Source organism: Pontibacter sp. FD36 (assembly GCF_015686655.1).
Classification (GTDB): domain Bacteria; phylum Bacteroidota; class Bacteroidia; order Cytophagales; family Hymenobacteraceae; genus Pontibacter.
In genome coordinates, this window is sequence record NZ_JADPMP010000015.1 from 1 (window position 1) to 13,876 (window position 13,876).

15 protein-coding genes are annotated in these 13,876 nt (G+C 45.7%); 4 read left to right on the plus strand and 11 right to left on the minus strand.

Annotated elements, in window-relative coordinates; genetic code table 11:
* Positions 1–105: 105 nt before the first annotated feature.
* The 3 genes from mobC to I0P70_RS19510 form a co-directional block, all read right to left on the minus strand.
* The gene (mobC, locus tag I0P70_RS19500; protein ID WP_196120820.1) at positions 106–543 is read right to left on the minus strand and encodes a plasmid mobilization relaxosome protein MobC; all 438 of its coding nucleotides are present in this window, start codon (positions 541–543) and stop codon (positions 106–108) included.
* Between the two features lie 792 nt (positions 544–1,335).
* On the minus strand, positions 1,336–1,617 hold the full coding sequence (locus I0P70_RS19505; RefSeq protein ID WP_196120821.1) for a hypothetical protein: 282 nt from the start codon (positions 1,615–1,617) through the stop codon (positions 1,336–1,338).
* A 344-nt stretch (positions 1,618–1,961) separates the two neighbouring features.
* Positions 1,962–3,305 carry an NAD(P)/FAD-dependent oxidoreductase gene (locus tag I0P70_RS19510; RefSeq protein ID WP_196120822.1) on the minus strand — a complete coding sequence of 448 codons (1,344 nt, stop codon included), beginning with the start codon at positions 3,303–3,305 and terminating at the stop codon, positions 1,962–1,964.
* Positions 3,306–3,393: 88 nt separating this feature from the next.
* Between I0P70_RS19510 and I0P70_RS19515 the strand changes: the two genes are divergently transcribed.
* The 3 genes from I0P70_RS19515 to I0P70_RS19525 are packed head-to-tail and all read left to right on the plus strand — an operon-like array spanning position 3,394 to position 4,594.
* Positions 3,394–3,765 carry a metalloregulator ArsR/SmtB family transcription factor gene (locus I0P70_RS19515; RefSeq protein ID WP_196120823.1) on the plus strand — a complete coding sequence of 124 codons (372 nt, stop codon included), beginning with the start codon at positions 3,394–3,396 and terminating at the stop codon, positions 3,763–3,765.
* Between the two features lie 8 nt (positions 3,766–3,773).
* Positions 3,774–4,385: a mercuric transport protein MerTP gene (gene merTP / locus I0P70_RS19520; protein ID WP_196120824.1), complete on the plus strand. Its 612-nt coding sequence runs from the start codon at positions 3,774–3,776 to the stop codon at positions 4,383–4,385.
* The gene (locus I0P70_RS19525; RefSeq protein WP_196120912.1) at positions 4,385–4,594 is read left to right on the plus strand and encodes a GDCCVxC domain-containing (seleno)protein; all 210 of its coding nucleotides are present in this window, start codon (positions 4,385–4,387) and stop codon (positions 4,592–4,594) included. The genes merTP and I0P70_RS19525 overlap by 1 nt, the downstream gene beginning before the upstream one ends.
* 251 nt (positions 4,595–4,845) lie before the next feature.
* On the opposite strand, the gene I0P70_RS19530 is transcribed toward I0P70_RS19525, so the two are convergent.
* The 6 genes from I0P70_RS19530 to I0P70_RS19555 all read right to left on the minus strand — a co-directional run bounded on the left by I0P70_RS19530 (position 4,846) and on the right by I0P70_RS19555 (position 10,176).
* Complete coding sequence (locus I0P70_RS19530; protein WP_196120825.1) at positions 4,846–5,787, minus strand: ArdC family protein; 942 nt, start codon at positions 5,785–5,787, stop codon at positions 4,846–4,848.
* Positions 5,788–6,030: 243 nt separating this feature from the next.
* Complete coding sequence (locus I0P70_RS19535; RefSeq protein ID WP_196120826.1) at positions 6,031–6,495, minus strand: RadC family protein; 465 nt, start codon at positions 6,493–6,495, stop codon at positions 6,031–6,033.
* A gap of 1,147 nt (positions 6,496–7,642) precedes the next feature.
* The gene (locus tag I0P70_RS19540; RefSeq protein WP_018480082.1) at positions 7,643–8,764 is read right to left on the minus strand and encodes a hypothetical protein; all 1,122 of its coding nucleotides are present in this window, start codon (positions 8,762–8,764) and stop codon (positions 7,643–7,645) included.
* Between the two features lie 145 nt (positions 8,765–8,909).
* Complete coding sequence (locus I0P70_RS19545; protein WP_196120827.1) at positions 8,910–9,146, minus strand: hypothetical protein; 237 nt, start codon at positions 9,144–9,146, stop codon at positions 8,910–8,912.
* A complete protein-coding gene (locus tag I0P70_RS19550; protein ID WP_196120828.1) occupies positions 9,143–9,766 on the minus strand; it encodes a Fic family protein in 624 nt (207 codons plus the stop codon). Before I0P70_RS19550 ends, I0P70_RS19545 begins: the two co-directional genes overlap by 4 nt.
* Positions 9,766–10,176 carry a hypothetical protein gene (locus tag I0P70_RS19555; RefSeq protein ID WP_196120829.1) on the minus strand — a complete coding sequence of 137 codons (411 nt, stop codon included), beginning with the start codon at positions 10,174–10,176 and terminating at the stop codon, positions 9,766–9,768. Before I0P70_RS19555 ends, I0P70_RS19550 begins: the two co-directional genes overlap by 1 nt.
* A 522-nt stretch (positions 10,177–10,698) precedes the next feature.
* Between I0P70_RS19555 and I0P70_RS19560 the strand changes: the two genes are divergently transcribed.
* A complete protein-coding gene (locus I0P70_RS19560) occupies positions 10,699–10,953 on the plus strand; it encodes a hypothetical protein (RefSeq protein WP_196120830.1) in 255 nt (84 codons plus the stop codon).
* Positions 10,954–11,419: 466 nt separating this feature from the next.
* Here the strand turns inward: I0P70_RS19560 and I0P70_RS19565 are convergent, their stop codons facing one another.
* Together I0P70_RS19565 and I0P70_RS19570 are read right to left on the minus strand one after the other, a co-directional pair.
* A complete protein-coding gene (locus I0P70_RS19565) occupies positions 11,420–12,625 on the minus strand; it encodes a DUF3800 domain-containing protein (protein WP_196120831.1) in 1,206 nt (401 codons plus the stop codon).
* A gap of 78 nt (positions 12,626–12,703) precedes the next feature.
* Positions 12,704–13,393: a recombinase family protein gene (locus I0P70_RS19570; protein ID WP_196120832.1), complete on the minus strand. Its 690-nt coding sequence runs from the start codon at positions 13,391–13,393 to the stop codon at positions 12,704–12,706.
* Between the last annotated feature and the right edge of the window lie 483 nt (positions 13,394–13,876).

Here is a 13,876-nt window from a genome sequence, read left to right on the forward strand (position 1 = left end):
TTACTTATTAATTCTTACTTATTAATTCTTACTTATTAATTCTTACTTATTAATTCTTACTTATTAATTCTTACTTATTAATTCTTACTTATTAAATAATAAATATTATTTAAACTTCTTGAACCTTGCAGCAGCAATCCGAAGAAAAGAGCGAAGCGCCTTGACCAATTCTTTTTCTATGATACTAAACTCTATCATGTGTCTGTTAAAATCGGCAAGAAACTGCATGTTTATCATATTGTTTGCCTTCAGGTAATTGACATACCTGGCTACCTGATTGATATTGTTACCAACCCTGCTGATCTCTGGGCCGAGCCTATCCAACACCGCGATTAACTCTTTAGGATTAGCAATAAAATCGTCAGGCTGCGCCAGCGCCTTCTTCCGCAGGTAAACAGACAATGATTCATGCCCTGCAGCCGTCATCTCAGCCTCCAGTCGCCTGTATTCGCTATCGGAAAAGGTCAGCTTTACTTGTCTGGCTCTCTTTAATTCAGGCGATAGTTTTGGACGCCCTCCCTTTGCTTTCTTAACATCTTCCATACATTCTTTGCTCAATAAAAGACACGAGTTGCGAGTGGATTTCCCCTTGCTGATAGCTACGCTGAAAGCAAGGCAAGAGGTTTTGAGGGACTCAAAACACATCTTGCAATACAAAGCCCACCATATACCAAAAGAAAGAATTCTAGGCAAATAATACAAGGAGAAGGGGCTAGGAAGGGTTAGGATTCCAAAGATGGAGCATTGGGTAAGCTGGAAAACAGGGGAGCATGGATCATAACTACTCACTACAAGAAAAAGCTCCAGGTGCTAAATCCAGCGGCAAAATACTTATTAAGTATAAGATATTATTTAACAGTTAATAATCAATAATTATCAACATAACATCTAATAGATATTAAATAATAATTATTATTTACGGCTAGAAATATTTGTCAGTCAAAGGCAAGCAGCTTAATAGCCAAAGTTGATGGTTTAAGACGAAAAGCAGAAAGAGTCAGAAAAGGGTAGACAGGTCAATAGGGGAGAGGTAAGGTTCCAGAAGCCTTCGGCTCTTAAAAGCCCGCACATGGCAAATACTACTATCGCTATCACATGAACTAATCCAAACCTCTGCAAAAAAATCACCCATGTAGTAGAGGCATACCCGATACTCTCCATCAAGGCGGTTTGAAAGAAACTGCCCCTCATCCCATACCACCTGTGCCCTGTCATTAAGTGAAAGAATACTATTGAACTCATACAGGTTCATAGGAGAACAAGCTAGAAGTTGATTAATAGAATAGTAGGCAATGTAAAGCTTAGCATCTTGTGCCTTGTGAAGCCATCATTTAGTTATCCTTCAGCAGGTACCGATTTCTTGATCGTTTCGTGAAGTAAGGCAAAGAGCTTGATCGCATCGACATCCAGGAGTACCGCCAGGTCCAGCAATTCGCTTACACGAAAGGAGCGGGGATCGTCAATCTTGTTTCGAAGTCGCTGGTTGTTTATACCTAGTGCTTTGGCCACGGGAGTATACGGTACGATATCAAACAGTTCAGTAAGTGAAGTTAGCTGTTGCTCTTCAAGCATACGCTTGCCTAGTTCAAACTTAGGGCTCTTATCTTCTATCTGCATTATCCTGTAATTAACGAATCCTGATGACTTATCTTAAGCCAAATTTTTAAGAACTGATACTTACAAATATATACGCAACATATACAAATTGATACTAAAAGTATTCGACAAGTTTGCTTTTTATTCTATTTCGACCTGTCACTTAGCAGCAATCAAGAAGGTAGAAGTAGGAGGGAGGAAGATTGAGCTTCACCAAGCCATGGGGACTTTGAGAAAGCCGCTGCCGTGTCCATCAAGCCTTTGATAAGATAGGAGCATTGGCCCACAGAAAAATAAACTTATTTGGATAAACTAGAGGTACAGATCTCATAAGATGCTTTTTGCTCAATAAAAATGGTTGCGCGCTATGTCATATAGCTTACATCTGACGCCATGGTAGGGTAACTGAAAAGAAAGCTTTTCAGGTCTCTTGCCTTCATTCCTGCTTTCATAGCCAAGGCATAAATATTGATCGTCTCCTCCGCAAGCGGACCCACCAGATGCGCACCAAGTATACTTCCGTCAGTCTTACTAACCAGTAACTTATAGAAGTAGGCATTGGCGCGATGCCTTCTGCCGTTAAACCACTGCGTTGCGTCATGGGTGTTCACCTGGTAGTTTAGCCCTTGCTCTTGCGCCTGGCTTTCGGTAAGTCCCACAGAGGCCAGTGACGGAATGGTAAAGACCACCGTAGGAATCTCCGGGTAGTTTACTTTCTTGCTGTTGCCCTTAATGATGTTCGTTGCCAGAAAGTGCCCCTCGTAGACAGCTACCGGCGTTAAGGGCAAGCCTTGTGTGTCGGCCACGTCTCCAGCCGCGTATACGCGGTGGTTAGACGTGCTTTGTAAGTACCCGTTCACCTCAATGCCCTTCCTGCCGTGCACCACATTACCCTTCTCCAGGTTCAGCTGCCCCACCTCCGGCACACGTCCAATGGCACTTACCACCAGCCCTGTTACAAGCGTTCCCCTGCCTGCCTCGCCTTCCAGGCTGACTTCATACCCACTGCCATGCTGCGTGATGCGCTTTGCCTGGCAGTTAAGCCTAATGTCAATGCCTGCCTCTTTGGACACACGCACCAGCTCGTCCACCATGTCCTGCTCGAAGTGCTTCAGGGGGCGTGGGCCGTGCTCTATGATGGTGACGCTGGCCCCAGCGCGTGCGACAAGGTGGGCAAACTCGAAAGAGATGTAGCCGCCCCCCAAAAAGGTGATGTGCTTTGGCAGTTGTGAAAGGTTGAAGAAATCGTCGCTGGTGATGGCATGCACTGCTCCCGGCATGTCCAGCTCCTTGGGGCGTGCCCCGGAAACCACCACTATCTTTTCAGCGGTAATCTCCTCCTGGCCCACCTGCAAAGTGGACTCATTCAGAAAAGAGACAGGAACATGGTACGTGTCTATGCCTGCTTTCTCAAAACCCTTCTCCATGTTCTCCGGCACAGGGTCTGTGAAAGTGTCCTTGAAGGCCATCAGCTCGCCCCAGTCTATTTTAACCTCTCCGGAGAGGCCTTTGCCCAGATGCCGCTGCACCTGCTCCTGCAGGCTGGCACCGTCAATGAGGACTTTTTTAGGGTCACAACCCCGCAGGGCGCAGGTTCCTCCATAAGAACGGAAGTCGGAGATGGCGGTCTTCAGCCCTGCTTTCGCGCACTTTTTGGCCACAGCGGCACCGGCCATCCCGGCACCGATCACAAACACATCGTATTGCATAGCAAGTTCGTATCGTTAAGACTAAGTTGTATTTAAGTATTTGCTTAAGTACTTTTATGGTTGTAATTTTGTTGTATAAATATTTGAAATGAGAGAAGACAAAACATGTATCCGGGTATATGCCGATGAGCACCGGCTGAAGCTGTGCGCTGAGAAGCTGGATTCTGCAGAGACCATGATTCAGACGCTGAGCCAGGTGCTGAGCCTGGCCGGCAGCGAGACGAGGCTGAGGATCCTCTACCTGCTGGAGGAGGAGGGGGAGCTGTGCGTGTGCGACCTAAGCGACGTGCTGCAGATGACCATGCCCGCCGTATCGCAGCAGCTGCGCAAGCTTAAGGACGGTGGCATCATCCAGAGCAAAAAAGTGGGGCAAACGATTTTTTACTCCCTGAAGCAGGAACACGTGGAAATCATAAAGCCCCTTTTCAAGCATATTAGCGGTAAGTTAGAACAAGCATAATCCCTATCATGAGAACATCCCCGACAAGACTATTAGGAACCGGCCTGCTGGCGGCCCTTCTTGCATCGCTCTGCTGCATCGCTCCTTTGCTGGCCCTGATAGGCGGCGTCACCGGTGCCGTCTCCGCCTTCGGGTGGGTGGAGCCTTTCAGGCCTTACCTGGCAGGCATCACCGTGGCTGTGCTGGCTTTGGCTTGGTACCAGCGGCTAAAGGCAGGAAAATCAGCTGCTGCCTGTGCATGTGAGGGGGAGGCGAACCCTACTTTTTGGAAATCAAACAAATTCCTGCTGACCGTAAGCTGCGTGGCACTGCTCCTGCTGGCCTTCCCGGAGTATGCGGGAGCCTTCTACAGGCAACAACCCGTTGCCAAAGCTGCCAGCGTGCAGGCGGACTTCACACAGTCGGTAAAGCTGCAGGTGAAGGGCATGACCTGTGCGGGCTGTGAGGCGCATGTGAACCAGGAAATAGGTAAGCTGGCAGGTGTCTTCAGCGTGAGCACCTCCTACGAGAAAGGCAATGCCATTATCAAATATGACAGCACAAAAGTAGAACCTATGCAGATCCTGCAGGCGGCCAGGAAAACAGGCTACACGGTGGCCATAGAGAATAAGAAGCCATGATGAACAAGACGAAGACAGCCTCCGTGCTCACCTGCCCGGAGTGCGGGCACAGGAAAGAGGAGCAGATGCCAACGGATGCCTGCCAGTATTTCTATGAGTGCGAACAATGCCATACAGTACTGAAGCCCAAGCTAGGAGACTGCTGCGTATACTGCTCTTATGGCACCGTAGCATGCCCGCCCATCCAGCAGAAGAAGAGCTGCTGCTGACCTTTGTAGGGGATCGATACTCTGCCGTTATGTCAAATATAGATAATTTCTAAGAAACACTTAATAAAGGTGGCAAAATTAAATAATTAGCCTCGCTATTACTAAAATTCACATAAAGCCTACACCCCAAAAGTCAGCCCGCCGAAGGCGGGTCGCCATGACTGAATTTCGACTTCCAAATTTTAGCAGCCAACCCTCAGTATTAAAAATGAAAGATCTTGCCTGATGACCAGACAAGATCTTTCAAAAGGCTATGCTGCCATAGTTGTTGGTTCTACCGCCAGGTTACTTTCTGCCTGTAGATTTAAGATATAGCTGGCCGCTTTAAAAGCCTTTGTGCTTGCATAGATGATCATGGTCTTATCATCCTTAAATTTCTTCGCCCATCCCTGCAGGTAAGCCACTGAGTTTTCAAAAACCTCCGCTTTGATACCTGTAAAGGCGTTGAGGAAACTTGCTCCCATCTCGGCTATCAGTTCCTCCTTAGAGTAATTTATGTCGCCAAACCGGGCCGCCTTCTCTATGTCAGCAAAACGGTTAAGCCTGGTTTGATGGCCTGTAGAATGAATCAGTTCGTGAAACAGGGTCGCATGATAAGCTTGGGAGGAAACAAAGCTGCTCAGCTCCGGCATCTGTACCGTATCATTAAAAGGCGCATAGTAGGCCTGGGATCCTCCGTGCAAAACGTTCGGGCGTGGCATAGGGTATTGATCCACCACCTCCTGACAAGCCTCTATTACCTGCAGTTCGGTGCGTTCATGGACAGAAGGTAGGGTAAACTCTATTCCTTCCACTTGATCAATATTAAATACCGTCCAAATAAAGGGGACAAACCTTCTCTGATAAACCTCCTGTGTCTCTCCTGTAGTGCCTTTCCCCTCCCTTGTAACACTTTTGTCATAAACTTTCCAGTAGATGATCTGTGTTCCTTTCTCTCCCTTCTTAACATGCCCGCCCAGCTCTTTAGCCTGTTTATAGGTAAGAAAATAGGGCGTCCTAAAGCTTTTCTTATCAGTCAGGTAGTTCAGAAAGAAAGCATTGAAGCCTTCATAATAGCGGCCAGATACATAGTTTTTAGGCAATCCGTAAGATGTCCAGGGCTTTTTCCAGAATACTTGGCCTTGCTCTAACTGCTCGATAACCTCATTTGTTACCTGATCTGCCAGTTGAATGAATTTTTGATACGCGTTCATAACTTTTAGCTTTAGAAGGTTAAACAAAACTCATACTAATATATACGTTTAGTATATAATTAGTTACATTTTGTATGTATTAATTATCCAAAAAAAAGTTTTTATTTCCCCTTCTGTTAGCGCTAAATTGTTTGTGTGCTATTGTAGAACAGGCATTACTACAGAAAGGAAAAAGGAAAACCCGCCGCCAGGCGGGCCGCTACGGTTGGTTTAACAGCCGAGATTTGAAGGAGTGAGGGACTTTTATAAAAGTCCCTCGTCTGCAAAAGAATAATAGCCCTCATTGGTAAGGATGATGTGATCCAGAACAGCAATATCAAGTAAGTTACCGCCCTCCTTCACCTTTTTAGTAAGGCTGATATCTGCACTGCTGGGCTTTAAGTTGCCCGATGGGTGATTATGGGCTAAAACGATCCCACTGGCATTGGCTTTGAGCGCTGCGACAAAGATAAGTTTCGGATCTGCCACCGTACCAGCCACGCCACCGGTAGAAACTTCAAATATTCCCAGCACTTTGTTTGCTCTGCTTAATAACATAACCTTAAATTGCTCGCGGAACTGTATGCTGCCCTCATCCCACAGCTGTAGGAAGAAAGTGTAACTGTCTTTAGAACTCGTAATCTGCGGGCGCTTGGAGGGCTTCACCTGGGGATGGTAGCTGAGCTTTACCTCTGCAATCTGGCTGACGGTTGTTGAAGTCTGTTCCATACACACAAAATTTATAGGCGTTGATATAAAAGATATATTAATATATACGTTATGTATGTAAAAAGTTACATTATGTATGTATATTTTTTATGCTTTTATCTCATTTTCCTGGCCCTGTGTAAGAATCTTTAGGCTTTATAGCTAGTTATTAAAGCACTGGACATATTTTAGCTGTTTTTGTGAAGAAGTTGTGTAATTTTCGCAGAGCAAGTCTCTTTCTCTTCCCTTTTGTTAAATCTTTATTGTTCACGAACCCCTCCGACATTTCAAATTACTATTTATAAGGAAGTATATAGAAGTATATATATTTAGTGGCAATACTTGAACGGCTGTACGGAATAGAGCCAATGGGCTGCATTGTGGGTGTGGCAATACTTGAATGACCCATTGCTACTGAGGCAATACTTGAACAGCTTTAGAGAAGCGTGGCAATACTTGAACGGCTTGAGACAATACTTGAGCAGGTAAAACAGCTATTATTGAGGGAAATAGCCAATTTGTGGCGATACTTGAACGACTTGAGACAATACTTGAATGGATTGTGGAAATACTTGAACGGTTCCGGCTACTGAGGCAATACTTGAACGGCTCTGAAAGAGTGTGGCAATACTTGAACAGTAGATATTCCCTTGGCTTAAGAAGGCATCCATAAGGTAAAAGATCGATTCGATACATTAGACCCGCCGCTTCATATGGCTTGCAGTAACGCAACCTGTCAAGAGCCCTTCAGAAAGTACGCCTGTGGCATGCTGGAGACATTCGCCAGGAATTTCTATCATTATTCAAGTGCCTTCGTTAAGTCTCTGGACAGTAGAGACAAATCGTTCCTGCGCATAATGCCGATTCTCTCCACATTGCACGTTATAGAAGAATTGACTGCCCAGCTTGTCATACACTACTTCGATAACACTGCCTCTTTGGTCACCTAATCCCGTGAGCGTACCGCTTACTTCTACATCTTCTCCAAGTCTGTATTTTGCAAAAGTCATATCTCATCCATATATTAGATTGGTTCTTTGTGTCTCGCATGCGTGGCAATACTTGAATAATAGGCTGAAACACTTCCTTATAGCCCTTCCTGAGGCAATATACTGAGTTTTCATCTGGACTCTAGCTCTGCCCTGCGTGACAATACTTGAACAGCTTTTTAATTATCGTCGGAGAATAGACCTCCCCGAATAAGCTTTTTCGCCATTGCCAATGTGATATCTTTGTTGTGCACCTTAAAGTATGCTTTGCAAAGCTCATTTGCCTTGTGCGTCAGGTCTGCGTCCGAATTAGTCAGCCAACGCTGAAAAGTATCTTTCTCTCCTGTGATCTGGACATGATTCCCATATGTATGGTGGAAAAGATCCCGCATACGCTCCAGCAGAGCAATGTAAAAGTTGTGATCCTCCTTCGCCTCCATAACCTCGTGGTACACGGAGAAGTCCAGACTAACCCAATAGAGCTCCTGGTACTTTTTAGTTGGATCTCCTTGAACAAAAGTATAGTCGAAAGGCAGTTTTCCTTTTTCCCGAATGTAGTCCAGTACCCTCTTCACACTTTTTTTCTTGAACCGAGGTTCCTCTGACTCAATATGGGCAACCGAGGCCAACAGATCTATAGGCAACTTCGTGATGCGTTTACCTGAGCTAAGCAGCTGGTGACGCGTCTTGTAAAGGAAAATGTACAGGCTCTTACGCCCGTCGCCGCCACGCCCTTTTCCTACATGCTTATAGCCGTTGGTGTCAATGGTATAGTACCTGCGGAAAAACCCTTCCATAAGCTCATCCGATATTCGGACATCGTAAATCTTGATGGTGTTGGTATGTCTGTCGATGCTAACCTTAATATCCTTGAGAATGGCAAAGTTCTTCAGCTCTATCACCTTATCCTGATGCTTATACTCGTAGGAACGAGAGAAGATGATGTTATTGCTCAGCATGTGGAACAAGGCATAGTCAAAAGTGGTCTCAAACCTGTGACCGAAATATTCCGGCACTTCCGCTTTGGGGTTATTTTTGAACTTGGGGTGCACCTCACACAAAGTCTGCTTGTTACGTCCAGTCTCTTTGCAGAACTCTGAAAGCGTGAACCTCGTGAAACCGAAAAGGTCCTTTTTCATTTTCCTCGAAATGAAGACGATGAAATCTTTCACAATACCGGCATCTTCATCAAAGGACTTCTCAATGTCTCTGATGTTATCGGCTACGCTCCTGTCAATCCTACTTAGGAAGTAGGTCGGATCGCTTAAAAGGGCCTCAGAGGGTTTGTTCTCGTGTTGCATAAGTTACTATAAACAGGTACGGATTGGCAACTCAGCCACTGGTACAGTCCTTCCTCGTCCTTATAAGGAACGGGTTGATAAAAATCTTTGGGTAAGTTAAATATTTTCAAAGTTAACAATGTACAAAATATAAATCTTTACAGAACTAACCTTTCTCGATTCGGATGCTGTACCCGACCTTCTGTAGAGTTTCCTGGGCTTTGATAAGCCTGGCCAAGAAGGTTTGCCTATAGCTCCCCTTCCCACGGCCAACGCCTTCATCCAGCTCTGCCAACTTCTCCCAGGTAAGGTTTGTCTCCTTAAACATAGCCTTCACCTCTGCGCTGATGTGGGTCTTAGCATCACACGCTGCACATGTCTCGCCTTGGTTGTTCTCACTCATAGTTTGAACCTGATAGATTGCTTATTTGATAACTCAACAGGCTCAAGGGCCTCCTTAAAGAGAGGGTAAAAAGGGGAGGGACCTTTGTTACCTACAGCAAATGAAGCCTGCTCTGCCTGTTGGTACTGCTGTGCCGAAACCTTGCGCCAGTCAATTTCATACCCCGCCTGTCGGGACAAAAGGGAAAAGAAAACCTTTAGTGTTCTGGTGTTTCCTTCCCGAAAGGGGTGAATGGCATTCAGCTCCTCAAAAAAATAAGATCCCTTCAATAGGAACTGCTCCCTATCCAGTCCCTTTAAATACCCTGCTGCCTTCAGCTCCTGGAGTAAGTGATTGGTATAGGGCTCAATCATACGTGGCGCGGCATGTACGGCATTGCCTTTGGAGATCATCACACTCCGGAGCTCCCCTGCCCAAGGGTAGACGGAGCCAAATGTTTCCTTGTGGATCAGCTGCCAAAGCGTTAAATCAAACTTTAGCTGGCTGGGCAGTTTATCAGGCAAAGCCAGCACGTTATGTCTCCAGTGGGTAAGCTCTAATTTGCTTAGCTTAGCTGCGTCCCTGATGTCAAAATGATTAATCAGCACACTGGTGCCAGGATAGCAGTACCTGTCGTTCATTACAGATACTTTAAGTTGAATACCTGAGTCATCTCCTCAGGCGTGATTTGCCCGTTGATATACAGTTCGTCTAGCACCTTGTTGAGCTCCTCCTCCTCGTAGCCCTCGCAGGCAGCTATGTGGTTTGTCTGCCCGAGTTGCTCCCTCCGTTCCTGGCGAACCTTTTCCGATACCACAGGCCTGTCTCTGTACTGAGATAAAAGCTGCTGTACTTTCTGCTCCCTGACCTCCTGCTGCACTGTCTCCAGGCTTCTGATCAGTCCGTTGAAGTACTCTGCTATAGTTCTGTGATTGCACCGGTTCGTAGCTTCTATGGCTTTGATGAAGTACATATCGTCCACGTTGCTCTGGTCATAGTTTTCCAGTATGATCGTGGTCCCGTTCTGTAAAATGCCTTTTACTCTGTTCATGCTAACTCATAGTAATGCCTGTACTAGTATACGAAATAGGCTTACCAAATGTAACAATATATTGTTACTTATGCAAATTAAATTATCCTTTCACTCCAGTCTCAAACTCCTACATTATCATAAGACTACTAATCACTAACATATCTAAACTAGAGTCATCTAAGGCTAGAAGCAGTTCATCAAAAAAGGCCCTTTGTTCATGTAAATAAGTTGATACAAACTAAAGGTAGCGGTAAATTATTCTGTTATTAAATCTAACAGTGATACCATGAACTGTAATTGCATTAGGGAAATCAAAGAGCAGGTAGAGCGGGAACTTATTATGAAAGGCAAGAATGTTGTGGGGGTGACAGTGCCAACAGAACTTCTCATATGCGAGAACGAGAGGGGGGTGCAAGAAGTCAAGGCGGTGACATTCTCAGAGTTACACGTTCATCTCAAGGGGTTGGAACAACATCAGCAAGCCATATTTATACATAGCTACTGTGCGTATTGTGGCACCAAAGTTATGTGATACGGGATATGCCAGAGATAGCGCTAGACAAAAGTACCTTACCCAAAGATGGACAGCATGTCAAATGGCTGGTATGGATAAATGACGTAGAGGCTATCTGGAAAGAAGGGGAGTATCTTGCCAAAGAGCAGCTGTTCATCAGAGGGCCATTTAATGGGAGTTACAGTTCATTATTAACCATAAGCGATGAAGACTTCGATTCCGCTTGGCACGTGCTGAGATGGGAGGCTGTGAACAGCAGCATCACAGTGCGAGGTAAGTAAGAAATATTTTCCAAAGGAGGTTTACGGAGACATTTTTATTCTCAAGGAAATATAAATTACATACCCAAAGAGTTGATCAATGTTCTGTAGGTCCGGCAGACTAACTTTATAATAGCGCTATTGAGCTCATACTAATAAAATTGCTTAAAACAGTTATTAAAAGGCAATCAGACCTGATAGCTAAGACTCTTTGTCAAACCCCACAGTTCCCAGAAATAATGCGAAGAAAGTCTTCCTAATAACAGGAGGGAATCATTGCACCAATAAATCTTAAGCTATTATTAGACCACTGGCATTATACGTTATAGTCAAGTATCTAAATAAAAGAAATAAATAATATTTATTATATATGGCTCAATATTTAATACGTAATAATTATTATTCATTACCTATTAAATATTAATTATGTGTTTTGTCTCTAATCTTGATGATAGTCACTAAACATAAGTAATTATATTATTGAGCCTTATCTAAACGAAAGACTTCGCTGAGCCTCCATTAAAGAAGCATACTTCTCCTTATCCAGTGTTTTGATCAACTCATGCAAAAGCGAATAAGCAGAGTTTGGTTGAAGCAGATCCACCTCCTGCACACTGTTCACCATCAACTTTCGGTTACAGATATTGATGCGGTTAAGCATCGGGACAATGCTGTTGAGGTAGCGGTTATAGAAGCCAGCGATATCCTCCACGCTGTCAGGAAGCTTATAGCCTGACTTACCTTGGATACTTGCGATAAGCACCCCGTTGTCGCGCAGGTGTTGGACACAAACCCGCAGCTGCTGCTCCGAAAAGGCCGGAAATCTCCTTTTCATCTTTTCGATGATTTCCCGTTTCTCGATGAGGCGGTCAGGCGCGGTGCGGAACATCAGGTACAGGTACTGCAACACGGCAAGCGCCTCCTCCGAAAGGCTGTTTCTCCCAGAGAGTGCCTCTTGTACGGACTCCGAGGCTATTCTTCGTATAAGGTGGTTCTTCTGCCGGTCTTCGGGTGTAGGGGAGAGAAGATAGTCTGTTCTTTCAAAAGGGAAAAAATCAATGAACGTACGGTCGTGCAGCAGATCGAACAGGGCAGATGCCTTTTCGTGGCTGTGACTGGTACAGTAAATCTTGCCTAGGCAGCCAGAAAGAAAATCTGCCAGCTGCACCAGGGGCTCCTCTGCCTTATCCTCGACCAGGCGGTAAGAGCGCTCCGGCGTAAACAGATCCCGCTGGATTACCTTCGTTTCAATGTAATGGTGCAGGCTGCGCCGAAACTCTGGCCAGCCAAGCTGATCGGCATGAATCGAGAAAGCAGTGAAGTTTTTGGGAAACTGCTTGAGGAAAATCCGGTTGAAGTATTTATAGAAGACATCATTATGATCAAAACCCGCTCCCTCCAGCTTGCTCTTGTTGATGACCATCCCCAGCACCACGAAGTCTAACTGGCGCAGCTCCCTTAATACCTCCAATCTTTTCCGGAAGCCCTTCTCATCATTGGGGATACGGCTGGACTTGATGGGTTGGCCTTGAAAGAAGCGTTGGCTGATCGTATCCCTTAGCAGCCGAGCCTGCTCCAGCTTCGTCTCATCCAGGAGAACAGCTGTCATAACAAAATGGGAGAAGGTACCGGCTTTATCCAGGTTTAGGCTGGCGTTTCCGAATTCATCCAGAAAAATATGTACATGTTGCATAGGAGGAGTATAGGGTGATAACTCTTATGCCACATAAGATACAAAAGATGAAGCACTTTCAATATAAATATAGTAAGCCTAAACTACGCTGGTGAGGGCATCCGTTTGAAGCTGCCCTTGTCGGATGTGAAGCCGCTGAACGGTGATGGCAAAGAATTTCTTCCCCCTGCGGGTGGTGAAGCCATGGCTGTTAAGCCGGTCAGCAATTTGCTGATAGGTCATATCCTTTTCCCGATACATCTGGATCAGTTCCGTGGCCTGTCGGTTGGCTTTGTGTGATGCTGCGTTCTCCTGTCGTATCTGAAGTCCTTTCGTCCTGGCTCCCTGGGTCAGGTTCTCAGGCGTACCCAAGGCAAAACCCTGTAGCTTCTTTTGCTGGAGCGCGGCTCTGGTTCTGGAGCTGATCAGTTCCCGCTCATGCTGGGCCAATACGGCGAAGATTCCGATGGTCAGAGTATTGGCATCGGGCATATCCACAGCAAGGAAGTCCACGTGGCTGTCACGCAGCTTAAAGATAAACCCGGCGTTACGACTGAGACGATCCAGTTTGGCAATCAGCAATTGGGCCTGCTCCCGCTTGGCCAGGGCGATGGCCGCCTCCAGCTCTGGCCTATCGTTCTTCTTGCCGCTCTCCACCTCAATGTGCTCGGCAAGCAGCGTGTCGCCGGGCTTGAGGAAACCCTTCACCATCTCGCGCTGTGACTCCAGGCCCAGCCCGCTCTGGCCCTGCTTCTTGGTGGAGACCCGGTAGTAGGCCACGTACTTCATCTTCGCTACTCCTTATTCTATAGGTGAAACTCGGGGGCAAAGATAGTCATAACGTTTTACAAACGAGCGTTTGTAAAACGTTATGAGTGCACAAAAGTGTGAAACTGCATCTGACGTTATCTACTGATTCACTAATTACTGTACCTTATTGTGCGAAGTGATAAGTAGGAGAGAGGCTTTTGTGAAAAATACTAGCTGGGTCGTTCTAGCTTTTTTCATTGCTTGTGTTTTGCTCGTGGAACATACATTGCCCTGGCAAAACAGGATAGTCGCGACATAGACTATACGCATATTGGCATCAGGGTTGGCTTTGACCTGAGCTTGTGAAATACATATGTAGTTATTTCAGCCTCTTCACGAACCTATACTTTGTGGGATATAAATTGAAAAAGTAGGAGGAGACAGGGGAGCAGGAATGCTCATATCTGACTTAGTGGCAGTGCTAAAACTCCCTACCTTGGGCAACATCTAATATGCTACTCT